Source organism: Curtobacterium sp. VKM Ac-2889 (genome assembly GCF_015350855.1).
GTDB lineage: Bacteria > Actinomycetota > Actinomycetes > Actinomycetales > Microbacteriaceae > Curtobacterium > Curtobacterium poinsettiae.
Genome location: NZ_JADKSC010000002.1, coordinates 822,267 through 845,995 on the forward strand (window position 1 = coordinate 822,267; position 23,729 = coordinate 845,995).

19 protein-coding genes and 1 pseudogene are annotated in these 23,729 nt (G+C 71.0%); 8 read left to right on the plus strand and 12 right to left on the minus strand.

From position 1 onward, the window contains the following. Positions 1-153: 153 nt before the first annotated feature. The gene (locus ITJ50_RS09665; RefSeq protein ID WP_194590388.1) at positions 154-1,221 is read left to right on the plus strand and encodes an acyltransferase family protein; all 1,068 of its coding nucleotides are present in this window, start codon (positions 154-156) and stop codon (positions 1,219-1,221) included. A 9-nt stretch (positions 1,222-1,230) separates the two neighbouring features. After that, on the plus strand, positions 1,231-2,418 hold the full coding sequence (locus ITJ50_RS09670) for an ankyrin repeat domain-containing protein (protein ID WP_194590389.1): 1,188 nt from the start codon (positions 1,231-1,233) through the stop codon (positions 2,416-2,418). Positions 2,419-2,524: 106 nt separating this feature from the next. Here the strand turns inward: ITJ50_RS09670 and ITJ50_RS09675 are convergent, their stop codons facing one another. The 7 genes from ITJ50_RS09675 to ITJ50_RS09705 form a co-directional block, all read right to left on the minus strand. Then, positions 2,525-3,721, minus strand: a complete 1,197-nt coding sequence (locus ITJ50_RS09675) for a glycoside hydrolase family 1 protein (protein WP_156463800.1) — start codon at positions 3,719-3,721, stop codon at positions 2,525-2,527. 24 nt (positions 3,722-3,745) lie between these two features. Further along, positions 3,746-4,618 carry an alpha/beta fold hydrolase gene (locus ITJ50_RS09680; RefSeq protein WP_071250596.1) on the minus strand — a complete coding sequence of 291 codons (873 nt, stop codon included), beginning with the start codon at positions 4,616-4,618 and terminating at the stop codon, positions 3,746-3,748. Beyond that, positions 4,615-6,420: an ABC transporter ATP-binding protein gene (locus ITJ50_RS09685; RefSeq protein WP_017886393.1), complete on the minus strand. Its 1,806-nt coding sequence runs from the start codon at positions 6,418-6,420 to the stop codon at positions 4,615-4,617. The genes ITJ50_RS09680 and ITJ50_RS09685 overlap by 4 nt, the downstream gene beginning before the upstream one ends. Continuing rightward, complete coding sequence (locus tag ITJ50_RS09690; RefSeq protein ID WP_042538639.1) at positions 6,417-7,364, minus strand: ABC transporter permease; 948 nt, start codon at positions 7,362-7,364, stop codon at positions 6,417-6,419. Before ITJ50_RS09690 ends, ITJ50_RS09685 begins: the two co-directional genes overlap by 4 nt. Next, positions 7,361-8,341, minus strand: a complete 981-nt coding sequence (locus tag ITJ50_RS09695) for an ABC transporter permease (RefSeq protein ID WP_017886395.1) — start codon at positions 8,339-8,341, stop codon at positions 7,361-7,363. Before ITJ50_RS09695 ends, ITJ50_RS09690 begins: the two co-directional genes overlap by 4 nt. Then, positions 8,338-10,074, minus strand: a complete 1,737-nt coding sequence (locus tag ITJ50_RS09700) for an ABC transporter substrate-binding protein (RefSeq protein WP_228499456.1) — start codon at positions 10,072-10,074, stop codon at positions 8,338-8,340. Before ITJ50_RS09700 ends, ITJ50_RS09695 begins: the two co-directional genes overlap by 4 nt. A 302-nt stretch (positions 10,075-10,376) precedes the next feature. Then, a complete protein-coding gene (locus tag ITJ50_RS09705; protein ID WP_194590390.1) occupies positions 10,377-11,522 on the minus strand; it encodes a LacI family DNA-binding transcriptional regulator in 1,146 nt (381 codons plus the stop codon). A 182-nt stretch (positions 11,523-11,704) separates the two neighbouring features. Between ITJ50_RS09705 and ITJ50_RS09710 the strand changes: the two genes are divergently transcribed. Beyond that, positions 11,705-11,854, plus strand: coding sequence for a hypothetical protein (locus tag ITJ50_RS09710; RefSeq protein WP_017886398.1), 150 nt, complete (start codon positions 11,705-11,707; stop codon positions 11,852-11,854). A 66-nt stretch (positions 11,855-11,920) separates the two neighbouring features. Here the strand turns inward: ITJ50_RS09710 and ITJ50_RS09715 are convergent, their stop codons facing one another. Continuing rightward, positions 11,921-12,622, minus strand: a complete 702-nt coding sequence (locus tag ITJ50_RS09715) for a GntR family transcriptional regulator (RefSeq protein ID WP_235045662.1) — start codon at positions 12,620-12,622, stop codon at positions 11,921-11,923. Between the two features lie 95 nt (positions 12,623-12,717). Here ITJ50_RS09715 and ITJ50_RS09720 point away from each other — a divergent pair, with 95 nt between their 5' ends. Further along, positions 12,718-13,926 (plus strand): MFS transporter, encoded by a 1,209-nt coding sequence (locus ITJ50_RS09720; RefSeq protein ID WP_194590391.1) that lies wholly within the window; start codon positions 12,718-12,720, stop codon positions 13,924-13,926. A gap of 57 nt (positions 13,927-13,983) precedes the next feature. On the opposite strand, the gene ITJ50_RS09725 is transcribed toward ITJ50_RS09720, so the two are convergent. From ITJ50_RS09725 to ITJ50_RS09735, 3 genes are all read right to left on the minus strand, one after another. Next, positions 13,984-14,826 carry a formate/nitrite transporter family protein gene (locus ITJ50_RS09725; RefSeq protein ID WP_159557214.1) on the minus strand — a complete coding sequence of 281 codons (843 nt, stop codon included), beginning with the start codon at positions 14,824-14,826 and terminating at the stop codon, positions 13,984-13,986. 111 nt (positions 14,827-14,937) lie between these two features. Then, positions 14,938-16,104: a Vms1/Ankzf1 family peptidyl-tRNA hydrolase gene (locus tag ITJ50_RS09730; RefSeq protein WP_194590392.1), complete on the minus strand. Its 1,167-nt coding sequence runs from the start codon at positions 16,102-16,104 to the stop codon at positions 14,938-14,940. Then, complete coding sequence (locus tag ITJ50_RS09735) at positions 16,085-16,426, minus strand: hypothetical protein (RefSeq protein ID WP_017886403.1); 342 nt, start codon at positions 16,424-16,426, stop codon at positions 16,085-16,087. Before ITJ50_RS09735 ends, ITJ50_RS09730 begins: the two co-directional genes overlap by 20 nt. A 208-nt stretch (positions 16,427-16,634) precedes the next feature. Between ITJ50_RS09735 and ITJ50_RS09740 the strand changes: the two genes are divergently transcribed. The 4 genes and pseudogenes from ITJ50_RS09740 to ITJ50_RS09755 all read left to right on the plus strand — a co-directional run bounded on the left by ITJ50_RS09740 (position 16,635) and on the right by ITJ50_RS09755 (position 23,102). Beyond that, positions 16,635-17,993 carry an extracellular solute-binding protein gene (locus ITJ50_RS09740; RefSeq protein WP_194590393.1) on the plus strand — a complete coding sequence of 453 codons (1,359 nt, stop codon included), beginning with the start codon at positions 16,635-16,637 and terminating at the stop codon, positions 17,991-17,993. Beyond that, positions 17,990-18,940: pseudogene (locus tag ITJ50_RS09745) on the plus strand (carbohydrate ABC transporter permease); the annotation flags it as partial. The gene ITJ50_RS09740 and the pseudogene ITJ50_RS09745, both read left to right, overlap by 4 nt. Before the next feature lie 161 nt (positions 18,941-19,101). Next, positions 19,102-20,070: a carbohydrate ABC transporter permease gene (locus ITJ50_RS09750; protein WP_017886406.1), complete on the plus strand. Its 969-nt coding sequence runs from the start codon at positions 19,102-19,104 to the stop codon at positions 20,068-20,070. After that, positions 20,067-23,102 (plus strand): glycoside hydrolase family 2 TIM barrel-domain containing protein, encoded by a 3,036-nt coding sequence (locus tag ITJ50_RS09755; protein WP_194590394.1) that lies wholly within the window; start codon positions 20,067-20,069, stop codon positions 23,100-23,102. Before ITJ50_RS09750 ends, ITJ50_RS09755 begins: the two co-directional genes overlap by 4 nt. A gap of 94 nt (positions 23,103-23,196) precedes the next feature. On the opposite strand, the gene ITJ50_RS09760 is transcribed toward ITJ50_RS09755, so the two are convergent. Further along, positions 23,197-23,622: a DUF3151 domain-containing protein gene (locus ITJ50_RS09760; RefSeq protein ID WP_017886408.1), complete on the minus strand. Its 426-nt coding sequence runs from the start codon at positions 23,620-23,622 to the stop codon at positions 23,197-23,199. Positions 23,623-23,729: the final 107 nt, after the last annotated feature.

Genomic DNA, 23,729 nt, shown 5'->3' on the forward strand with positions numbered 1-23,729 from the left:
GGGCCATCATCGACAGCACGGACGGGTGCTGGCGAGCAATCGGAATGCACGGCACCTGCGATGCGATGCGATCGGCTCGACCACGCTGCGAAACACGGAACTCGGAGTACGAACTGCTGGCGATCGGCGAACCCGCCCGCCCACAGTTGCTCGATGCCAGCCGAACGACCGACCTTCACCGGCGTCCAGGTGCTGCGGTTCGTCGCCGCGCTCCTCGTCGTGTTCTCGCACCTGCCGACGTACCTGCACGCCCGTCTCGGCACACCCCTGGTCGACATCCCCGTCGGCCAGGTCGGGGTGACGGTGTTCTTCGCGATCAGCGGGTTCGTCGCGGTGCTCGTGACACAGCGGACCCCGAGGCCGACCTGGCGTGGGTTCCTCCGCCGTCGGCTGGTCCGCATCCTGCCGCTCGCGTGGGCGGTGATGACGATCAAGCTCGTCACGCTGCTGGTCGCCCCGCAGGCCCTGGAACGCGCGGCCACGTCACCGACGTACATCGTGTCGTCGTACCTGTTCCTGCCCGGCCGCGGCCCGAACGGCGTGGTCGAGCCGTTCTTCACGGTCACCTGGACGCTGTCGTTCGAGCTGCTGTTCTACGTGGTCGTCACGATCGCGCTCGCCACCCGCTCCGACCCCCTGCGGCTGGCGTCCGTCGTCTTCGTCGGGCTCGCGGTCGCCTCGGCGTTCCGCGGGCCGGACGGGTGGCCGACCTGGCAGTTCCACGCGAACCGCATCGTGCTGTGCTTCCTGGTCGGCATGGTGATCGGCCGGTGGGCACTCGACCGCCGCACCCGGCTGGCACTGCTCCGGACCGCGGCGATCACCACGATCTGGCTCGTGGTGGGCACCGTCGCGGGCGCGTCCGTGCCGAGCCTGCTGCTGTTGCCGCTCGCGGCCGCGGCCCTGGCGACGACGGTGGTGGGTGAGCCGCTCCTGCGTCGGTGCACCGGCACCGTCGGGCGGACGCTGGGCGATGCCTCGTACGCGCTGTACCTGACGCACCCGATCCTCGCACCGGCGACGGTGGCCGTGGTCGCCGCGGTCGTCTCCGGCCCCGCAGCGCCGATCGTCGCGGGCATCGCCGCGCCGGTCGCCGCCGTGGCCGCCTCGGTCGTGGTGTGGTTCGCGGTCGACCGTCCGGTGATCCGGCGGCTCCAGCGTCGTCGGACCGCACCACCACGGACCCCACGCGCCGCGAGGCACCGGCTACCCGCCGGGTAGTGTCGTCCCGTGCGATGGAGTCGAGTGAACTGGCCCTCCGTTGGCTACGTCTCCCTCGAGGACTTCGACGGCCAGCGCGAACACGTGACCCGGTTGCTCGAGGACGCCCCTCCCACTGTCGCCGCGCTCCTGACGGTCAAGTGGACCGACTCGCGGATCGAACGATGGGTCGTGGAGTCCGCCGACGCCGTCGTCGACCCGGACGCCGACGAGGACGACGTGACCACCCCCGTCGACCTGCCGGGCCACGGTGTGCCCGACCCGGTCGTCGTGCACGCGGACATCGTGGTCCGCAACGACGAGGTCCTCGACACCCCGAGCGGCCTGTGGCGCCGCTGGAACCACGCCAGGGTGTCGCTCCGGCTCCGGGACGCCGTCATCGACCCGCCCGGGGTCGATCCCGCAGCGCTGCTCGCCGGTGACGCGCACGTCGCCCGGGGCGAGCTCGAGTACCTGAACGAGCACGACGCCTGGGAACTCCGGCTGCTGATCTCCCCCGTCGGCGAGGTCGCGATCCGGTTCCGTGGTGTCCGGGTGGCGATCCGGAGCGTCGCCGAGTCCGTCTACTCGGGCCTGGAGTCGCGGCCGGCACGCGGCTGGCACGGCCCGGTGCCGGACGGCTGGGTGGAGTGGACGACCGAGGTGGTCCGGGCCGCGGCCTACGGCGACCTCGGCGGGCTGCACCTGGCCGACGACGCGAGCGACGTCGACGACGTCGACCCCCGATGGGGCTTCGCCCCGCTGCACGCCGCCGCGTGGTTCGACCACCCCGAGATGCTCGAGGAGCTCCTGCGCCGCGGCGCGACCCTGCAGCTCGAGGACACCGAGGGACGCACACCGCTGACGCTGGCGATCGACCGCGACGCGCGACGGGCGGTCGACGTGCTGGTGGCAGCGGGTGCCGACCTGGAGGCCCGTGACGGCGACGGCAACACCCCGATCATCCGCGCCGCGTGGGGCGGGCACGCCGCGATCGTGCGTGCCCTCGCCGCCGCGGGTGCGGACACCGCGGCGCGCGGCTCACGTGGCGCGACGCTGCTGATCGCGGCCGTCGACTCCGGCGACGTCGAGACCGTCCGTGCGGTGCTGGCGCAGGGCGTCGACCGCGATGCCGTGGACGACGAGGGCTCGACCGCTGCCGACCGCGCGGAGTTGCTCCGCGAGACGGCCGTGGCCGACCTGCTCGCCGCTGCCTGAGCGCGGTCCGCACCACGGCCCGTGGGCCGACCCGCGCCGGACGTGACGAAGCGCGGCGGACGGGAGCAGGGCCTCCCGTCCGCCGCGCGCTCGCGGGTCGACCGTCCTAGACGGTGACCTGCTCGATGGCGTTCGCCTGCGCGACGCGCCCGTACCAGCGGGCGGAGTCCTTCGGCGTGCGCTCGAAGGTCTCACGGTCCCACGCGACCAGCCCGAACGTCGGCCGGAAGCCCGACGCCCACTCGTAGTTGTCGAGGAGCGACCAGTGCTGGTAGCCGAGGACCTCGATACCGTCCTCGATGCAGCGGTGGATGCCCTCGAGGGCGCCCTGCGTGTACGCCTGCCGACGGCTGTCGTCGGCGGTGGCGATGCCGTTCTCGGTGATCATCAGCGGGACGCCGCCGGAGAGCTCCCACGCGCTGCGGAGCCCGTCGGCCGAGGCTTCGGGGTAGAACTCCCAGCCGGTGAGGGTCGTCTCGACGTCGTCGGACACGGGAAGGGGCCCGTCCGGACCGATGAACGTGCGGGTGTAGGCCTGCACGCCCAGGAAGTCGTCGCCGGCGGCGTTCTCGAGGTACCAGTCGTCGCGCGGGTACCCGTACTCGCGGAGCATCGTGTCCGCGCCCGGCTCACCGTTGGACTTGAACGCCTGCGTCGCGATGGTCCACCCCGACCGGAGGCCCGACACCTGTGACAGGACCTCGCGCGACCGCTTGTGGCTGGCCAGCAGGGCGTCGGCGACGCCCAGGTCCGGGTTCGGCAGGCCGAAGGCCACCAGGTTGGCCGCGTCCTCGCCGCCGGCGAGCATGGCCGCGATGTTCGGCTCGTTGATCGTGCAGACGTAGCGGACGCCGTCCTGCACCACGGGGAGCGCGGCCTCGGTGTAGCGGGCGAACAGGTCGGCGGCATCGGGGGCGCGCCAGAAGCCGTCGCGTTCGAACCAGCGCGGCACGGTGAAGTGCATGAGGGTGACGATCGGCTCGATGCCGAACTCGTGGCAGGCGTCGACCATGCGGCGGTAGTGGTCGACCTCGGCGCGGCTGACGAACCCGCGCTCGGGCTCGATGCGGGCCCACTCGATGCTGAACCGGTACGAGTTCAACCCGAGCTCGGCGGCGATGCGGATGTCCTCGCGGTACCGGTGGTAGCTGTCCGCCGCGTCACCCGAGGGCTCGACGATGGTGGTGTCCGGCTCGTGCTCGTGCACCCACCAGTTGCTGTTGACGTTGTTGCCCTCGATCTGGTGGGCGGCGGTGGCGGCGCCCCAGAGGAAGCCGTCGGGGAACTGCAGCGTGGAGATGATGGTGCCTTTCAGTGCGTGTTCGAGTCAGTGCTGGCTCAGGAAGGCGTCGAAGACGGCGACCGTCCCGAGCGGGTTCTCGACCTGGGGGCCGTGGTAGCTCGCGGGGATGACGACGTACTCGGCGCCGGTCTGCTCGGCCATCGCCCGCTGCCACGGGATCGGCCAGGCGTTGTCCCACTCGCCGTGGGCGACGAGGACCGGCAGGCCCGTGGCGCGCAGCGCGTCGGAGGCGTCGGTGTGGTCCTCGAGGATGTGGCCACCGGCGACGACGCTGAGCGGGCTCGTCGCGTCGAAGCGGTCGCGCACCATCCGGACGTCGTCGGGCAGCTCCTCGTCGGGCCGGTACGCCCAGAGCGGGTTCGTCGAGTCGAACAGCTGCCGGAGGTTCCCACCGGTGTCGTGCAGGATCGTCAGCTCGGCGACCTTGCGGTACGGCCACCCGTGCGGACCGGAGCAGAACTGCACGACGTCGCGGAACGCCGTCGGGTCCTGCAGCGCGGCCGCCCGGACGATCACACCACCGAGCGAGTGCCCGACCAGGTGCACGGGGGCGCCGTCGTCGAGCAGGCGCGCGACCCGGACGACGTCGGCCGCTTCTTCGTCGAGGGAGTAGTCCCGCGGCTCGGTCGGCGCTGCCGAGTCGGCCTGACCACGCCGGCTGATCGCCACCGCGGTCCACCCGGCGTCGCGGAGGACGGGCAGGAACGTGCGCCAGTCCTCCTTCGAGCCGGTGTACCCGGGGACGATGAGCACGGTGCCCTTCGACACCCCCTCGGGCACGATCCGGTAGGCCGTGAGCCGCCCGACCGGGACGTCGATCCCCACGACGTCGACGCCGTCCGGGGTGGGCAGGTGCCCGAACGGCGGGACCGTCGGGAAGTCGTGCAGGGTGGTCATGGTCGTCCTTCCGAGAGCGTGCGGCGCGGGTTCGGCACGGCGTCGAGGAGGGCGATCGTGTACGGGTCCTGCGGGTCCTGCAGCACCTGGGCCGTGTGACCCCGCTCGACCACGGCGCCCTCGTGGAGCACCATGATGTCGTCCGTGATGAGCCGCGCACTCAGCAGGTCGTGCGTGATGTAGAGGAGCGAGACGCCCCACTGCTCGCGGAGGTCCTCGAGCAGTGCGAGCACCCCGGCACGCAGCGTCACGTCGAGCATCGACACCGGCTCGTCGGCGATGATCACCTGCGGGTCGCTCGCGAGTGCCCGGGCGATCACCACGCGCTGCCGCTGCCCGCCGGAGAGCTGGTGCGGGAGCTTCTGGGCGAACTGCTCGACCGGGGTGAGCCCCACCGTCTCGAGCAGCTCGAGCACCCGGCGCCGGGCATCACGGCCGGTCAGCCCGGTGTAGTTCGCGATCGGCCGGGACAGCGTGTACTCCACCGTGTGCAGCGGGTTGAGCGCCGAGTACGGGTCCTGGAACACCATCTGCACCTCGGAACGCAGGTCCCGCAGGCCGCGCTTGCCGAGGCGGGCGACGTCGAGGTCCCCGAACCGGACCGTGCCGGTGGTCGGCTTCTCGACCCCGGTGAGCAGCTTCGCGATGGTCGACTTGCCCGAACCGGACTGGCCGACCAGGGCGAGCGACTGCCCGGGTTCGAGGGTGAACGACACGTCGCGCACGGCCTGCACCGGCTGCTCACCGCGGCGGGGCGCCGGGTAGGTCTTCACGATGTGGTCGACGACGATCGGGTTGCGGGCAGCGCTGCGCTCGCGGGACCCGACGGTGCTGAACGACGAGGTCGTCTCCTGGCGCTTCTCGCCGGCCTCGGCGCGGAGCGAGCGGTCCGGGAAGCCCGGCAGCGACACCACCTCGGCGCGGGGGTCGGCGTAGTGCGAGAGCAGCATCTGCGTGTACTCGTCCTGCGGGTCACGGAGGATCTCGCGGGAGCCGCCGTCCTCGACGATGCGGCCCTCGTGCATCACGAGGACGCGCTCGGTGGCCTCGAGGACGATGCCGAGGTCGTGGCTGATCAGGATCGCCGTGAAGCCCTCGGTGCGCTGCAGCTCGATGATCGTGTCCATCACGGCGTGCTGCACGAGCACGTCGAGCGCCGTCGTCGGCTCGTCGAACACCATGAGCTGCGGCTCGAGCGAGAGCGCCAGGGCGATGGACACGCGCTGCCGCATACCGCCGGAGAGCTCCCCGGGGAACCGGGCGAGCATCGAGGTCGGCAGCTTCACCTTCTCGATGAGCTCCTTCATCCGGGCGTCCCAGCGGTCGCGCGACACGTGGCCGTGCGCCCTGAAGACGTCGATGAAGTGGTTCCGGATCGTGCGCACCGGGTTGAGCGCGTTCATGCCGGACTGCAGCACCATGGCGAAGCCGCCCTGCCGCTGCTGGCGCAGGGCTTCGTCGTCGAGGTCGCGGATGTCCTTGCCCGCGAAGACGATGCTGCCGCCGTTCGTGCGCGCCGGCGGCTTCTGCAGCCGGGTCAGCGCGTAGCCGAGCGTCGACTTGCCCGAACCGGACTCGCCGACCAGGCCGACGAACTCGCCCTTCTGTAGCTGGAACGACACGTGGTCGACGGCCTGGACGGCGCTCTGACCGGCCGATTCGTAGACGACCGACAGGTCGCGGACGTCGAGCAGGACGGAGGCGTCGCCTTGGTCGTGACGGGCGTCGGACTGGAGGCCCGTGGCGGCGCCGGTGGGCGCCTCCAGGCCGTCTGCCGGGTGCGTTTCTGGCAAGCCGCTCATGCGCGCTTCTCCTTACGGGGCCGTGCGCCGTCGCGCAGCCGCGGGTTGGACACGGCGTCGACGCCGAAGTTGATCAGGGTGAGGCTCATCGCCAGCAGCGCGATGCAGAGACCCGGCGCGAAGAGCAGGATCCACTGCCCCGTGAGGAGCGCGTTCGAGTTCTGCGCCCAGTAGAGGATCGTGCCCCAGCTGACGATCGACGAGTCGCCGAGTCCGAGGAACTCGAGGCCCGCCTCGGCGAGGATGGCGCTGGTGGCGGCGCCGAAGAAGCTGCCGACGATCAGGCTCGTCATGTTCGGCAGGATCTCGCGGAACACGATGCGGGTCGCGCCGTCACCGGAGAACTGGGCGGCGGTGACGAAGTCCCGGCCGCGCAGCGACTGCGTCTGCGAACGGAGCACACGCGCACCCCACGCCCAACCGGTCACGACGATGACCGCGATGATCACCGCGATGCCGCCGTTCTGCAGGTAGGCGGCGATGACGATCATCAGGGGCAGACCCGGGATGACGAGGAACAGGTTCACGATGAACCCGATGACCTCGGCGATCCAGCCGCGGACGTAGCCCCAGCTGAGGCCGATCGCGACGGCGACGAGCGTGGACAGGATGCCCGCGACCGCGCCGACCATGACCGAGATGCGAGCGCCGTAGATGATCTGGGACAGGACGTCCTCGCCGGCGGCGGTGGTGCCCATCCAGTGGTCGGGCGTCGCGTCGGCGGACCGGGCGAAGCCGTTCTGGCTGGCGCCGTACGGGGCCAGGAGCGGGGCGAAGACCGCCACGAACACGAAGACGCCGAGGATGATGATGCCGATCCGGGCCTTCTTGTTCGACCAGACGACGCCGAACTGGCGGGCGGCGGCGCGGAGCTTGCTCGGCGCCTGCTGTTCTTCGTTGGGTGCGTTCTCTTGTGTGCGCACCGACACGGTTGCGTTGGTCATCGACGCGTCCTCGGGTCCAGAACGCCGTACATGACGTCCACGATGAAGTTGGCGATGAGCACCGACACGGTGATCATCAGGAAGAGGGCCTGCATGAGCGGGTAGTCCTGCCCGATCACGGCGTTGAACAGCAGGTAGCCGATGCCCGGGTAGCCGAAGACCTGCTCGACCAGGACGGAACCGCCGACCACGCCACCGAGCGCCAGACCGAAGCCGGTCAGGTTCGGCAGGATCGCGTTGCGGGCCGCGTAGCGGATGGCGACGGTGCGTCCGCGGAGGCCGTTGGCCTCGGCGAAGGTCACGTAGTCGTCACCGAGGGTGTTGATCATCGCGTTGCGCATGCCGATGATCCAGCCGCCGAGGCTCGTCACCAGGATCGTGACCGCCGGCAGCACCGCGTGTTGCAGGGCGTCGCCGAAGAAGGCACCGTTCAGGCCGGGCGTCGTCGTGGCCGAGTAGGCACCCGTGGTCGGGAACCAGTGCAGCACGTAGCCGAGGAAGAACAGCAGCAGCAGGGCGGTCCAGAAGTACGGGAACGTCGACATGAAGCTGCCGGACAGGGTCGGGAGCGAGTCGAGCCAGGTACCGCGCTTCCACGCTGCCGCGACACCGATCAGGGTGCCGAGGACGAACGCCAGGATCGTGACGACCCCGACGAGGATCAGCGTGTACGGCAGGGCCTTCGACACGAGGTCGCCGACGGGCTGCGGGTAGAAGGTGTAGCTCGTCCCGAAGTCGAGGGTGATGACCTGGTGCAGGTAGCTGACGTACTGGTCCCACAGGTTGCCGGTCGGTACCCCGAGCTGGGCCTCGATGGCCTTCTTGGTGGCGTCGGTGACCGGACCGTTCTGGCTGAGCTTCGCGAGTGCGGCGTCGGCCGGGCTGCCGGGCATCAGGCGCGGGAGCACGAAGTTCAGCGTCACCGCGGCCCAGAGGGTCAGGACGAAGAGGACGAGTTTCTGGAGGATGTACTTCACTTCTGGTCCTCCTGCGCCTTCTGCTCCTGCAGGATCTGCTTGCCGGCGGCGCTGTCGCGCAGCCGGAGCTTCGTGAAGATGAGCAGCGGTGCCGAGTCGTAGTTCTGCGGTGCCATGTAGGGGTCCTTCGCACTCGGCCAGCCGACGAACTTGCCGGTGTTGAACAGGCCCCAGAGCCCGCCGTAGTACATGCCGATGACGGGGAGCTCGTCGTACACGGTCTGCTGCAGCTGGTCGAGGATCTCCTGCTGCTTCGCGGTGTCCGTCGTCGCCTTGTACTCGTCGAGGAGCTTCTGGGTGTCGGCGTTCTTGTAGCGCTCGTAGTTGTTGACGGTCGACTTGCCGACCGGCTGGTAGAACTCGGTGCTGAGCAGGGAGTTGAACGCCTGGTAGACGTCACCGTTGCCCATGCCGCCCATCGCCATGTCGAACTCGCCGTTGTTGATGTTCTGCTGGTAGCCGGCGGGCTGCGGCGCCTGGATCGTCACCTTGATGCCGATGGCGGTGAGTTCGCGGCGGACCTCCTGCGCGGCGCGGAGCCAGTCGGAGTAGCCGTTCGCGGTCATGATCGTGATCGCGAGCTGCTTGCCGTCCTTGACGACCTTGCCGCCCTGCACCGAGTAGCCGGACTTCTCGAAGCTCGCGAGCGCCGCCTTCGTGTCCTGGGTGATCATGCCCTTGTCGGGGATGTCCGGGTTGAGGTAGCGCTCCTGGTTCGGCAGGATCAGGCCGGTCTGGCCCGCCGCCGACAGGTTGCCCTCGGACGCGGTCTCGGCGATGGCGTCACGGTCCAGCGCGAGCGAGATGCCCCGGCGGACGTTGACGTCGCTGTACGGCGCCTTCGTGAGGTTCGGGATGAGGCCGATCACACCGCCGGCCGGGAACCACCACTCGTTCGTCTTCGACGCGGCACCCCAGGTGCCCTTGACGTCGGAGATGAACGAGTACGCCCAGTCGTAGCCGCGGGTGACGGTGTCGAGCTGGGTGTTCGTCGCCGGCAGGATGAGGTGCTTGATGGCGATCTTGTCGGCCTGCCAGTACTTCGGGTTCTTGTTCATCGAGTACTGCTGGTCGGTGTAGTTGCCGAGCACGAACGGCCCGGTGCCGACGGGGTTCGGGTCACGCCAGGTCGTCGGGTCCTTCACGCCGCCCCAGTGGTCCTCGCCCAGGATGTACGTCTGGCCGATGATCGTCAGGCTCGGGACGTCCTCGCTCTTGAGGTGGAAGACGACGTGGTCACCGTCCTGCTCGATGCTCTTGATGTGCTGCCAGGCGCCCTTGACGTCCATGGCGGGGAACTTCTTGAGCAGGTCGAAGGTGAAGACGACGTCCTTCGCGCTGAAGGACGAACCGTCGGACCACTCGACACCCGAGCGGATCGTCATGTCGATGGTCTTCGCGTCGGGCTGGCTCCACGCGCTGGCGAGCCACGGGTTGCGCTTGCCGTCGAGGGGGTTCACCTCGATGAGGGGCTCGTACATCCACTTGGAGGCCGTGCGGGCGTTCGCGATGTACGGGTTGAAGTTGCGGTCGAACAGCGGGTTGCCGCGGTCCGCGTTGATGAGCATCGTGTCCTTGCCGATGGTGGGATCGGGTTCGGATCGGACCTGGATGCTGCAGCCGGTGGCCACGAGGGCCACTGCGGCGAGGCCGGCGATGGCCGCGACGAGGCGGCCTCGGCGGCGTGGGCCTGGGTCACGCGTGCCGCGCGTGCGCTGTGGGGGAAGCGTCATTGCTCGGTCGACCTCCATGTCGATTCGGTACGTGCTCAATGTATGCGCTTACATCGTGGCGTGCAACCGCAGGTGTTGTTTCGCGGGGCGGCACGGCGCGAGGTGTCGTCGGCGCGGGAGGTCGCACGGTGCGAGGGCGTCGCGCGTGGTGCGAGGTTGCGGCCCCGAGGGCGGGCGGCGCACGGTGCGAGGTGCGCCGACTGGTGCGAGGTTGCCCGCTCCGTGCGCGGCTCCAGGCTCGCACTGAGCGAGCAAGGGCGCACGGGATGTGCAAGGCCTCACGGTGCGAGGCTCGCACCCCGCTACAGCGCGGGCGGGCAGCTCTCGCGCAGCAGCACCTCGACGGGCAGGCGCACGGCGCGCGGCGGCCCCTCGCGGCGCTCCAGCCGGTCGACGATCGCCAGGACCGCAGCACGGCCGAGCGCCCCCATCGGCTGGTGCACCGTGGTCAGGCGCGGCGACGAGAACCGACCGGCGTCGATGCCGTCGAACCCCGTCACGACGAGGTCCTCCGGCACGCGGAGCCCGCGGGCAGCGGCGGCGTCGAGCACCCCGAGCGCGGACTGGTCGTTCGAGCAGACGACGGCGCGGGGGACGACGTCGGACAGCAGCGACACCGCGAGCTCCCGCGCCCGGGCCCTGCCGAAGTCACCGTGCACCGTGCGCACCGCCGAGGCCGGCACCCCGTGGTCGGCCAGCGCTGCCCGGAACCCCGCCGAGCGCTCCATGTCGTCGGGCGAGTCGATCGGGCCCGCGACGTACGCGAGGGACCGGATCCCCAGACGCCCGATCACGTGCGACGCCAGGGTCCGCATGCCCGCGGCGTTGTCCACGCTCACCGAGTCGAACCCGTGCGAGCGCCGGTCGTCGGCGAGCACCACCACCGGGATGCGTCGGGCGACGTGCTCGAGCAGGTCGTCGGGCACCGTCTGCGCCAGCACGGCGAGCCCGTCGACCCGGCCGGCGACGTCGTTCACGATGACGTCGCGCGACGACCCCCGGCCGGCGGCGACCATGAGCGCGAGACCACGCTGCCAGGCCTCGGTCTCGGCGCCGCGCAGGACCTCGTCGAAGTACAGGTTGGACGAGAACGGCTGGGTCACGTGGCGTCGGTCGTCGACCACGCGGACGCCACCGTCGGTGACCAGGTCCGGCCGCTCGTCGGGCACCACGTCGAAGCCGGGCAGCAGCAGTCCGACGACGCCGGTGCGTTTGCCGGCGAGGGCCCGGGCATTGCCGGACGGGACGTACCCGAGGCTCCGGATCGCTGCCTGCACGCGGTCCTGGGTGCCCTCGCGGACGGCGTCGGGCGTGCGGAGCACGCGCGAGACGGTGGCGATGGAGACGCCGGCTGCAGAGGCGACGTCGTAGACCGTGGGAGGTGCGGTGCGCTGGTCGGCCAACCCGTGCCTCCCGTCCGACGTCCGCTGGTGCCGCGCCTCGACCATGCGGCCGGACCATCCTAGGCATGCCCTGTACCGGGAGTTCTCCACACGGTGCCGGAAACGCTTGCGGGACAGCGGGGGTCGCGCGACACTGTTCCGACCTCAGTACGTCCCGTGAGGAAGCGCACCGGCGGGCCGCGGGCCCGCACCGACCAGGTTGCCCACACGCAGGGGAAGGACACGACATGTCACAGTCGACACGTTCCGGGAGCAAGCTCGCACTCCGCGCGAGCCACGACGAGGCCGAGGTGCGCGACGCGCTGCTCGAACGCACGGATTCGATCCGCACGTTCGACGACGCCGACGCGTCGCCGGAGTCGGCGGACCGCCCCTAGCGGTGCACGCCGGGTCTCCCCCGCCACGGCCAGGAGGCCCGGCGCACCGCCCAAGCGCAGCCCGCGTCAGCGCTCGGTCGCGCCCACGATCGTCATGCCCGCCCCGCGCAGGCGTCGGCGCTCCTGCGCGATCCAGCTCAGCAGTCGGTCGTTGGTGCCGGCGACGTGGGCGGCCACGAGCTCCGCTGCACGGTCGGCGTCGCCGTCGCGCACGGCGTCGATGATGGCGCTGTGCTCGTCCCATGCGGCGTCGCGCGCCTCGGGCGTGCGGACCTCGATCCAGCGCGTGCGCTCGAGCCGCGTCAGGGCATCGGCGATCGCATCGGTGACGAACCGGTTGCCGCCGAGCGCGGCGAGGTCCAGGTGGAACGTCGACCCCATCCGGATGCCGGCCTGCTGGTCGGGGGTGGGACGGAGGGTGTCGAGGTGCCCGCGGACCTCCGCGAGCTGCTCGGCGGTGGCGCGCTCGACGGCGAGCCGTGCGGCGGCGGGTTCGAGGATGCCGCGGAGTTCGGCGAGCGAGGCGATCTCGTCGAGGTCGATCGGGGTGACCGTCCACGAACGGCCCTCGTGCAGGATGAGCCCCTCACGCTCGAGCCGCGACAGTGCGGCGCGGACGGGCGTGCGCGAGGCGTGGAACCGTGCTTCGAGCCCACGCTCCGAGATGCGCTCCCCCGGTGCGATGTCGAGGGTCAGGATGGCTGCGCGCAGGTTGTCGTAGAGCTGGGCCGTCTGCGACACGGGTGCGTCGTCGGTCGGGTCGGTCACGGCGGACAAGCCTAGCGGCGGAGCGGCCGGAATGGTATACCGTTGTGGTATACCAATTCGTTCCGTGCTGGAACGACGACGAACGGCCGAGACGCATGCCCACGACCGACGCGCCGCAGCGATCCACCACGACACCACCGGTCTCCGCCCGCGCCTGGACGATGCTCACCCTCGGGGTCGCGGCCCAGGCGGCGGGGACGCTCGTGGTGTCCGCGCCGGCGCTCCTCATCCCGCACCTGCTCAGCCGCGGGACGTCCCTGCCGGCCGCCGGGCTGCTCGCCGCCGCTCCGACGTTCGGCATGGTCCTCACACTCATCGCGTGGGGCGCGATCACCGACCGGTTCGGCGAGCGCATCGTCATCGCCGGTGGGCTCGTGCTCACCACACTGACCGTCGTCGGCGCCTGGCTGGCCGCGGGCGACCCGGTGCTGCTCGGGCTGGCGTTCCTGGCCGGCGGCATGACGAGTGCCTCGACGAACGCCGCGAGCGGCCGGGTCGTGGTGGGGTGGTTCCCGAAGGAGCGCCGCGGGCTCGCGATGGGCATCCGGCAGATGTCGCAGCCGCTCGGGGTGACGCTCGCCGCGGTGACGGTGCCGCAGCTGGCCGAGGGCTCGGGGATCCGTGCGGCCCTGGTCCTGCCGATCGTGCTGTGCGCCGTGCTCGCGGTGTGCTGCGCGATCGGGATCTCGGACCCGCCCCGTCCGACCCGTGCCGCGGTGGCCACGGCGACCGCCAACCCCTACCGCTCGAGCGGGTTCCTGTGGCGGGTGCACGCGGTGTCGGTCCTGCTCGTGGTGCCGCAGTTCACCCTGTCGACGTACGGGCTCGTCTGGCTCGTGGGCCTCGGGTGGTCGACACCGGCGGCCGGCCTGCTGGTCGGTGCCGCGCAGTTCGTCGGGGCGATCGGCCGGATCCTGGTCGGTGGCTGGAGCGACCGGGCCGGGTCGCGCGTCGGCCCCCTGCGGATCGTCGCGGTGAGCGCGGCGGTGGTGATGGCGGTGCTCGCGGTCGTCGACGCCACGCACCTGGCCGGGGCGGCGGTGTTCCTGGTGCTCGCGACGAGCGTGACGGTCGCCGACAACGGGCTGGCGTACACGTCCGTCGCCGAGGCGGCGGGGCCGTTCTGGTCGGGGCGGGCGCTCGGGGCGCAGAACACCGGGCAGTTCATCGCGGCGAGCGCCGTCGGTCCGGGCATCGGCGCCCTGGTCGGCGCGCTCGGCTTCGCGGCGTCGTTCGGCATCGTGGCGGTGCTCCCGCTGCTGGCCGTCCCGCTGGTGCCCCGCCGAGACCGCTCCCACGACTGACCGTCCGCGCGACGCAACGCGATCGACCCCCTCCGTCCGCTCCGCCCCTCGCGCTCGTCAGCCCTGTTCGTGGTCCGCACGCTCGGGGTCGTCCTGGGATTCCCGGCGGCGGTCCTGCATGAGCTCCTTCGTCCGGAGCAGACGCAGCGCCGTCACGAGCACCAGCCCACCGAGGACGTTGAACAGCAGCGTGTAGCCGAACCAGCCGAGCCACTGCCCGTAGGTGATGTCCGCGCCCGACTGGATCGCACCGAAGACGAGCAGCGAGTCGAGGATCGAGTGGAAGAGCTGCAGCCCGGCGAGCAGGAAGCCTCCGGCCACGGCGGCGACGAGCTTCGCGGGGTCCGAGTCGGTGCCCTGCTGCATCCGCGTCATCAGGGTGATGGTGCTGCCGCCCAGGACCGCCAGCACGATGCTCTGCAGCCCGAACGGCGCGTCGACGTAGTGGTGCGCCGACTCCGACAGTGTGGCGTGCCACTGCGGGAACGCCTGGACGACGAGCCACATGAACACCCATCCACCGGCGAGGTTCGCCACGAGGGTGCCGCCCCACAGTCGCACGAGCTGCAGCACGGTCCCCTCGCGGGCGACAACGGCCGCGACCGGCATCAGGAAGTTCTCGGTGAAGAGCTCGCTGTGCGCCAGGTGCAGCGCGATGAAGCCGATGCCGAAGGCCAGCCCGGCGAGCAGGTGGCTGTCGGTCTCGGTGAGCACGGCGAGGTACGCCATCACCCCGAGACCGACCTCGAGGCCACCGAAGAACCCCGTGACGAGGACGGCCCGGGCCGTCCGTTGCAGCCGCTCCGCGCCCTCCTCGATGGTCGCGTCGAAGGACTCCGCGAGTTCGTCCTCCACGGGTGCGTCGCTGGTGCCGAGCTCACGTCGGCGGTCGTCGGTCATGGCGGGGACGCTATACGCGGCCGTCGTGGCGGCCCGCAGGATCGCGCCGAGACGGACGGGAGGCCCGGTACCAGCTGGCACCGGGCCTCCCGTCCGTCGTCCGGTCACCGCTCAGGCGGCCGGCACCGCCGGTCCCACCGGCCACCGCAGCAACGCCGCGGCTGGCGCACCGTTCGGCAGCGACGCAGCGTTCACGAGCAGCAGCTCCGCGTCGGTGAGGGCGACCGCCCGGACGATCGCGCACACGGCCGGCACCGGACCGATGGCCGGCGCACCCGCCGCCTGCTCGGGTGCCGTGGCGATCCACGGCGCCGATCCCAGCGCGAGCAGGGTGCGGTCGCCGATCGCGGCGGCGTCGATCGCGACGACCGAGGCCTGCGCCTGCTGCAGCGCCTCGACGACAGATCCGAGGCCGGTGACCGTCTGGTTGTCCCCGCGGCCGACGTGGGTGCGGAGCAGGTCCTCGAAGTCGTGCCGGCGGGTCGCGATGACCCGGGCGAGCGCGATGTCGACGTGCTCGACGAGCGCGGTCTCCGACGCGTCCGACGCCCGGGGGTCGACCGGGACCTCGGACACGACGGCTCGAGCCTCGGTGGACAACTGGTCGAGCAGGAGCCCCCGTGCACGGATGTCCCCCGCCACGACGATGAGCTTCGGCTGCAGCCGCCGGAAGGCCTCGTCGACGGACGTGGCGACCTCGTTCTGGTTGTCGCGCCAGATCTCCTCGGTGTGGTGCTGCCACCGCAGGTGCGACCAGCCGCCGCCCTGGAACTTGTGGAGCGTGTCGGTGCGGCCCTGCACGCGCTGCTCGTCGCGCCGGTCCGGCACGTCGGCGTGGCCGAGACGGTAGGCGCGGTGGCCACCGCCCTCGCGACCGACCTCGACGATCAGGAACGGCAGGTCGAGCGGCCGGTGCGCCAGGAGCGGCAGCAGGTCGGGCACGGGGTCGTGGCCGATCGACGTCGGAGCGTGCATCGGACCGGGCAGGACCTCGCTGAGCACGAGTTCGCCGTCGTGCACGAGCACGTACCGGCTGACCGGCGCGGGCACCCCGGGCGTCTCCTCGAGTTCGGCCATCACCGTGTCGATGACCTCGGCGTCCGCCCCGGCCGACCGCAGGACGTCCTCGGCCTTCCGGCGCTGCAGGGCTGCGTGGTGCTGCGGGTCCTCACGGTCACCGGACGCGTCGACGTAGGCCCACGTCCAGGTGCCCCCGCGCTTCAGGCGTTCGGCGATCCCGGACTGCAGGTGCGGCGCGTCATTCTGCGTCAGAGCCATCGGTGCTGCCCTCCCTGGTCTCGGTGCGGTACACGGTCGCGTCGGCTCCGTCGCCCTCGCCGGTGGGCAGCGGGTCGGCCCGGTCGGCGTCGTCCTCGGGGAGCACGTCGGTGGTGTCGTCCTGCAGCTCGCCCTCGAGCTCGCCGTCGTAGCCCGACGCGGCGACGGTCTCCGGGCCGTCGGTGTCGTCGGGGACCGGCTCGGACTGCCGGAACTCCTCGACGTGGGCGTTGCTGCCGTGCCCCTGGACGATGCTCTGCGCCTCGTGCGCGAGCTGCTCGTCGAGTTCGGGGCGATGGGTGGTGTTCCCGCGTTCGGTCATCGCTTCTCCTCCCGGTCGTGCCGCCGGCGGCCTTCGCCGTCCGGGGCGTCGGTGTCTGCTCTGTGACCCCACGGTCCGCGCCCGGGCCTGGGGCCGTTCCAAGGTGCGCCGGGAACGCGCAGTGTCGGTACGGTCACGAAACCACAACGGCATTCGGTTCTGTGGTTGGGTGTGGGCAACCCCGATCAACGACGAACGGAGTGCGGCAATGGCGCCACCACAACGACCGATCACGAGACGACACCTGTTGGGCTTCGGCCTCGGTTCGGCGGCGGCGGGGCTCCTCGCCGGCTGTGCGGTCCCGGGCTCGACCAACGTCAACAAGGCGGCCCTCGTGCCCGCCGCGGCCTCGGGTGAGACCGTCCAGCTCACCTACTGGGCCTGGCTCAAGGACCTGCAGAAGGTCTGCGACGTCTGGAACAAGACACATCCGAAGATCCAGGTGTCGGCGAACTGGATCCCCGGCGGCAACAGCGGCGGGTACCAGAAGATGTACTCCGCGCTCGCGGCCGGCGGTGGCCCGGACATCGGGCAGGTCGAGCTGCGGCAGATCCCCGAGTTCATGCTCGCCAACGGCCTGGTCGACCTGGCCCGGTACGGCGCGAAGGACTTCCAGTCGAAGTACGACGAGGCCGCGTGGGCGCAGGTGTCGTTCGTCGACGGCATCTACGGCATCCCGCAGGACACCGGCCCGATGGGCTTCTACTACCAGACCGCGCTGCTCGAGCAGGCCGGCGGCGAACCCCCGACGACGTGGGACGAGTGGCGTGACCTGGCCGACAAGGTCCGGAGCACCGGCAAGCAGAACTACCTCGAGGTGTTCCCGGTCGCCGACGCCTCACCGTTCGCCGCTTACGCACAGCAGGCCGGTGCGCGCTGGTTCAAGGTCGACGGCGACGAGTGGGTCGTCGACATGACCGACGACAAGACCCTGATGGTCGCCGACTTCTTCGACGGCGTGATCGACGACAAGCTCGTCGACACGAGCGCCGGCGCGTACTCCCCCGGGTGGTACGCGGCAGCCGCGAGCGGCAAGATCGCCGCGGTCACCAGTGCGAGCTGGGGTGACGCGCTCATCGAGTCGGTGCAGGGCGGCGAGGGCAAGTGGAAGGTCGCCCCGATGCAGAAGTGGGGCCCCGACGGCTTCGGCTCGAGCGCCATCGGCGGTTCGACGGCCGCGGTGCTGGCGAACGCGAAGCACCCGCGGGAAGCGCTCGAGTTCATCACGTGGATGACCACCTCGAAGGAGGGCATCGACGCGATGATCAAGTACTGCGGCATCGGTTGGTCGCCCGCGGTCGACTACATCGGGGCGCAGCGCGAGAAGCCGTCGAAGTGGTTCTCCGGCCAGAACTACAACGAGGACGTCTTCGTGCCGGCCTCGAAGGAGCAGAACATCGACTGGTCCTGGTCCCCGGTGACCCAGTCGGCCTTCACCAGCCTGCAGAACCAGTTCCGCCGCAAGATCACCTCGGGCCTGAAGCTCAGTGACGCCGTGGAGCTCGCTCAGCGGGAGATCGTCCAGTCCTTCAAGGACAAGGGCCTCAGCGTCAGGACGGCACGATGACCCAGCAGACCACCACCCCACGGACCACCGGTCGACCGGCCGGCAGTACCCCCGCGTTCCGCACGAGCACGAAGGCCACGAGCGCGCAGAAGCGTGCCCCGTGGATCCTGCTCGCCCCGTTCCTGGCCCTGTTCCTGCTGACGTTCGTCATCCCGATCATCAGTGCCCTGTTCCAGTCGTTCACCACCGTCGACCGCGAGGGCCTGTTCGGCGAGGACGGTGTGGTCGGCCGGTTCGCGGGGTTCGACAACTACGTGATCGCCCTGCAGGACAGCGGGTTCGTCGCATCGATCGGCCGCATGCTGCTCTTCGGCATCGTCCAGGTCCCGGTGATGATCATCGCCTGCACGATCCTCGCGCTGCTGCTCGAGTCGGCGAGCGCACGCTGGCCGGGCTTCTTCCGGGCGGTCTACTTCATGCCCTACGGCGTCCCCGGGGTCATCGCCACGATCCTGTGGTCGTTCCTGTACGTGCCCGGTCTGTCGCCGATCGTGTCGCTGCTGCAGTCGATGGGGCTGCAGCCGGACTTCCTCGGCGCCAACAGCGTGCTGTGGTCGATCGCGAACATCGTCACGTGGACGTACACCGGCTACAACATGCTCATCATCGTGGCGCAGCTGAAGTCCATCCCCGGCGAGGTCTACGAAGCCGCGAAGGTGGACGGCGCCAACGCGTTCCAGGTCGCGTGGCGGATCCAGATCCCGCTCATCGCCCCGGCCCTGGTGCTCACGACGGTGTTCTCGATCATCGGCACGCTGCAGCTCTTCGCGGAGCCGCAGATCCTGTCGACGGTCGCCCCGGCGATCGACACCGAGTACACGCCGAACTACGCCGCGTACACGAACGCGTTCGCGTTCAACGAGTACGGCGTCGCGAGTGCGCAGGCGGTCATCATCGCCCTGGCCGCGTTCATCCTGTCGTTCACGTTCCTCGCGCTGACGAACCGTCCACCCAAGGACGAACGCGACCGACGCAAGCGCGCACGGCGCGACGGCCGGGAGGCCCGCACCGCGCTCCAGACGCGCGCTGCGGCGGGCAGCACGGTCACCACCCAAGCCGACCCGGGCCTCCAGGCCGGTCGCGTCGCGACCACCGAAGGGACTGACCGATGACATCCACGGAATCGACCTCGAAGGTGTCCCTACCGGATGTCCCTCAGTCGCAGGCTCCTTCGGCGCTGGCGTCGCGGAGCCGCAGGCGCGTCTCCCAGAGCTCCAGCGCGCGCCGGAAGCTCGACCGGTCCCCACGCTCGCAGATCGTCGTCACGGGGATCCTCGTCGTCGTCGCGCTGTACTTCATCGTCCCGCTGTACTGGGTCGTCATCGCGGCGACGAAGACCACGGGCGCGCTGTTCTCGACGAACGGGTTCTGGTTCGGCGGCGAGTTCGCGCTCTGGAGCAACCTGCAGCAGGTGTTCACCTACGACGGCGGCATCTTCGTCCGGTGGATCGCGAACAGCATCCTGTACTCCGGCGTCGGTGCGGTCCTGGCGACCTACTTCGCCGCGGCCGGCGGGTACGCGCTGGCGAAGTACGACTTCCGGGGGCGCCAGTTCGTGTTCGGCACGATCCTCGGCGGCGTGCTCGTGCCGGGGACCGCGACGGCGCTGCCGCTGTTCCTGCTGTTCTCGACCATGGGGCTGACCGACACGTACTGGAGCGTGCTCATCCCGAGCCTGGTGTCGCCGTTCGGCCTGTTCCTGTGCCGGGTGTACGCCGCGGCCTCGGTGGACACGACCCTGCTCGAACAGGCACGCATCGACGGTGCCGGTGAGCTGCGGATCTTCCACACCGTGGTGCTCCGGCAGATGACCCCTGCGCTCGTCACCGTGTTCCTGTTCCAGGTAGTCGGGATCTGGAACAACTTCTTCCTGCCGCTCATCATGCTGGCAGACCAGAAGCTGTACCCGATAACACTGGGTCTGAACAACTGGCGCTCGCAGGTCGACCGCCTGCCGGAGTTCTACCAGCTCACCACCGGCGGGGTGCTCGTCTCGGTCATCCCGCTCGTCATCGCCATCATCGTCCTCCAGCGCTTCTGGCGTGGAGGCCTCACGGAAGGATCGGTCAAGGGTTGACCCACTCCGCACTCTCGTCCACCGCACCCGGCTCCGACTCGCGGCTGGCACCCCGTGCCTGGCTGCACACCGACGCCCCGTCCCTGTCGCTGAACGGGGACTGGCGGTTCCGGTGGTCGCCCGTCGCCTCGGTCTCCGAGGACTTCGCGACCGAGGGTGGGGAGGACGACGACCCGGCCTGGGGCGAGCTCCCGGTGCCGTCGCACTGGGTACTGCACGGCCACGGTGCGCCGAGCTACACGAACCTGCAGTACCCGTTCCCGATCGACCCGCCGCACCCGCCGGAGGAGAACCCGACCGGGGACCACCGCCGCACGTTCGAGCTGCCGTCGTCGTTCGACGCCGCCGGCCGGGTGCTGCTGCGGTTCGACGGGGTCGAGTCGCACTTCCGGGTGTGGCTGAACGGGACGCTCGTGGGCTGGTCGACGGGCTCGCGCCTGGCGACCGAGTTCGACGTCACCGACCTGGTGCGGCCGGGAGCGAACGAGCTCGCGGTCCGGGTGCACCAGTGGTCGGCGGCGTCCTACCTGGAGGACCAGGACCAGTGGTGGCTGCCGGGCATCTTCCGCGACGTCACGCTGCTCGCCCGGCCCACGGCGGCGATCGACGACGTGTTCGTCCAGGCCGGCTGGCAGGCGACGCTCGGCACGGCTGCATCGGCGGGCACCGCGGCGTCGGGGCGCCCGGAGACGGGGACCGGCACGATCACGTTCCCGACGCTCGACGCGGTGTTCCCGGTGCGGTTCGCGGTGCCCGACCTGGGCCTCGACGTGACCTGGGCAACGGCCGACGACGTCGCACCGATCGAGGTCGAGGGCGTCGAGCCGTGGAGCGCCGAGCTGCCGAAGCTGTACGACGCGACGCTGTCGACGGGCACCGACGCCGGCGGTACCGCCGGCGGCGAGGCCGTCTCGCTCCGGCTCGGGTTCCGCACCGTGTCGATCGTCGGCGACCGGTTCCTGGTGAACGGTGAGCGCGTGGTGTTCCACGGCGTGAACCGGCACGAGACCCACCCCGTGCGCGGCCGGGTGTTCGACGAGGAGCACGCCCGCGCCGACATGGCGCTGATGAAGCGGCACAACGTCAACGCCATCCGCACCTCGCACTACCCGCCGCACCCCCGCGTGCTCGACCTGGCCGACGAGCTCGGGTTCTGGGTGGTCCTGGAGTGCGACCTGGAGACCCACGGGTTCCTGTTCACCGACTGGGTCGGCAACCCCTCCGACGACCCGGCGTGGGCCGAGGCCTACCTCGACCGCATCGCCCGCACCGTCGAGCGCGACAAGAACCACGCGTCGATCGTGATGTGGTCGCTCGGCAACGAGTCCGGCACCGGCCGGAACCTCGCGGCGATGTCGCAGTGGGTGCACCACCGCGACGCCGAGCGCCCCGTGCACTACGAGGGCGACTACACGGGCGAGTACACCGACGTCTACTCGCGGATGTACCCGACGCTGCAGGAGACCGAGTCCATCGGCGGCGGCACCCCGACGCCCCTGCTCGGCTGCGGCCCGGCCGAGGCGGCGCGCCAGAAGTCGAAGCCCTTCATCCACTGCGAGTACGTGCACGCCATGGGCAACGGCCCCGGGCAGATCGCCGAGTACGAAGCCCTGGTCGACCGGTACCCGCGGCTGCACGGCGGGTTCGTGTGGGAGTGGCGGGACCACGGCCTGCTCGCGAAGACACCCACCGGCGAGGACTACTACGCGTACGGCGGCGACTTCGGCGAGGTCGTGCACGACGGCAACTTCGTGATGGACGGCCTGGTGCTGCCCGACGACACCCCGACCCCGGGGCTCGCCGAGTTCGCGGCCGTCGTGGCCCCGATCCGCCTGGCGGTCTCGGACACCACGGTGCTGGTCGAGAACCGGTACCACTCGGCCTCGACCGCCGGGCTCCGGCTCTGCTGGACCCTGTCGCGGAACGGCGCGGTCGAGGCCTCGGGGCGCCTGTCCACGGGCATCGTCGCCGCACGTGCGTCGGCGACGGTCCCGGTGCCCGCGGAGGTGCTCGACGCGGCCACGTCCGAACTCGCACCCGGCGACGAGCTCTGGTTCGACCTGACCGTGGAACTGGCGGGGCCGACCGCGTGGGCGGACACCGGCCACGTCGTCGCACGCACCCAGCGGCTCGTCGCGGCGCGCGCGGCGGACGCACCACGGGCCTCCAGGCAAGGGTGGGACGGCGACCACCTGGGCGACGGCACGTTCAACGCGCGCGGTGACCTGGTGTCCTGGAAGGGCCACGAGGTGGCCGGGCCCCGCCTGGAACTCTGGCGCGCACCGACCGACAACGACAGCCTGGCGTCACAGGGCGGCTACGAGACCGCGGACCCGGTGCTCACGCACGGTGTCGGCGACCCGACGGCTCCCCCGTCGGCGACGCGCTGGCGCGATCGCGGGCTGGACCGGCTGACGCACCGGCTGGTGTCGGTGTCGCGCACCGACTCCGGCCTGGAACAACGCGTGCGCGTCGCGGCGGCGAACAGCGGGTGGGGCCTCGAGGTCACGCACCGCTGGACCCTGACGTCCGACGGGCTCGTGCTGCAGACCGACGCCGTGCCGTTCGGCGCGTGGGACGTCACGTGGCCGCGGATCGGGGTGCGGTTCGACCTGCCGGCATCGCTGGCGGACGGGGACGCGACCTGGTTCGGGACCGGACCGCTCGAGTCGTACGCCGATTCCTCGCACGCTGCCCGGGTCGGGCGGTTCACCGCGCCGGTGCGCTCGCTCGGGGTGGAGTACTCGCGGCCGCAGGAGACCGGGCACCGGCCTGGCCTGCGTTCGTTGTCCGTCGGGCCGTTCACGGTGTCGACCGTTGGGTCGCACCGTGCGGGGTTCACCCTGTCGCCGTGGACCGCGCAGCAGATCGACCGCGCCGAGCACCCGTACGAGCTGCCGACGTCGGACCACCTGTACCTGTACCTCGACGCCGCGCAGCACGGGCTCGGCAGCCGGGCGTGCGGACTCGACGTGCTGCCGGAGCACCAGCTCTGGCCGCAGGCGTTCAGTTGGAGCGTGCTGCTGGGCTAGGCGGGGTCGGCTCTCGCAAAACACCGGTGTTCGCACGTTGCACACCCGCATCCCGCGGCGTGCAGTGTGAACACCGGTGTTTTGCGTGCGGGCGCTACGCGCCAGCGGACAGGGCGCGCAGGGCCTCGGGGTCGCTCGCGTTCAGGAAGTCGGTCAGGCGCTCAGCCTCGCCCGGCTCCTCGATCGCCTCGGCCGCACGGCGCAGGGCGAACAACGCCCGCAGCACGCCACGGTTCGGTTCGTGCGACCACGGCACCGGGCCGACACCGCGCCAGCCGGCCTTGCGCAGGGCATCGAGCCCGCGGTGGTACCCGACACGGGCGTACGCGTAGGACTCCAGGGTCGCGCCGCGCGCCCACGCTTCGTCGGCGAGCAGCGCCCACGCCAGGCTCGACGACGGGTGGGACACGACCACGCTGGCGACGGGGGCGTCCGCCTCGATCGCGGCGGTCACCTCCGGCTCAGCGGGCAGCAGGGTCTCGGGGTTCGACGACGGGGTCGGCAACAGGTTCTCCGGCATGCCCCCAGCCTGTCATCCCTTGCGGGCGCCCGTGTCACGGGATTACCGTGGAGGTCACCTCGTCGTCATCGCGGGGCCGCCGGGGCGGGAGACCGACCGGCGGAACG

Coding starts and splice junctions, on each gene's coding strand:
- ITJ50_RS09665 (WP_194590388.1), top strand. CDS start 154: ATGCCAGCCGAACGACCGACCTTCACCGGCGTCCAGGTGCTGCGGTTC.
- ITJ50_RS09680 (WP_071250596.1), bottom strand. CDS start 4,618: ATGACCACCCTGCACGACTTCCCGACGGTCCCGCCGTTCGGGCACCTG.
- ITJ50_RS09685 (WP_017886393.1), bottom strand. CDS start 6,420: ATGAGCGGCTTGCCAGAAACGCACCCGGCAGACGGCCTGGAGGCGCCC.
- ITJ50_RS09690 (WP_042538639.1), bottom strand. CDS start 7,364: ATGACCAACGCAACCGTGTCGGTGCGCACACAAGAGAACGCACCCAAC.
- ITJ50_RS09700 (WP_228499456.1), bottom strand. CDS start 10,074: ATGACGCTTCCCCCACAGCGCACGCGCGGCACGCGTGACCCAGGCCCA.
- ITJ50_RS09705 (WP_194590390.1), bottom strand. CDS start 11,522: ATGGTCGAGGCGCGGCACCAGCGGACGTCGGACGGGAGGCACGGGTTG.
- ITJ50_RS09710 (WP_017886398.1), top strand. CDS start 11,705: ATGTCACAGTCGACACGTTCCGGGAGCAAGCTCGCACTCCGCGCGAGC.
- ITJ50_RS09720 (WP_194590391.1), top strand. CDS start 12,718: ATGCCCACGACCGACGCGCCGCAGCGATCCACCACGACACCACCGGTC.
- ITJ50_RS09725 (WP_159557214.1), bottom strand. CDS start 14,826: ATGACCGACGACCGCCGACGTGAGCTCGGCACCAGCGACGCACCCGTG.
- ITJ50_RS09730 (WP_194590392.1), bottom strand. CDS start 16,104: ATGGCTCTGACGCAGAATGACGCGCCGCACCTGCAGTCCGGGATCGCC.
- ITJ50_RS09735 (WP_017886403.1), bottom strand. CDS start 16,426: ATGACCGAACGCGGGAACACCACCCATCGCCCCGAACTCGACGAGCAG.
- ITJ50_RS09740 (WP_194590393.1), top strand. CDS start 16,635: ATGGCGCCACCACAACGACCGATCACGAGACGACACCTGTTGGGCTTC.
- ITJ50_RS09750 (WP_017886406.1), top strand. CDS start 19,102: ATGACATCCACGGAATCGACCTCGAAGGTGTCCCTACCGGATGTCCCT.
- ITJ50_RS09760 (WP_017886408.1), bottom strand. CDS start 23,622: ATGCCGGAGAACCTGTTGCCGACCCCGTCGTCGAACCCCGAGACCCTG.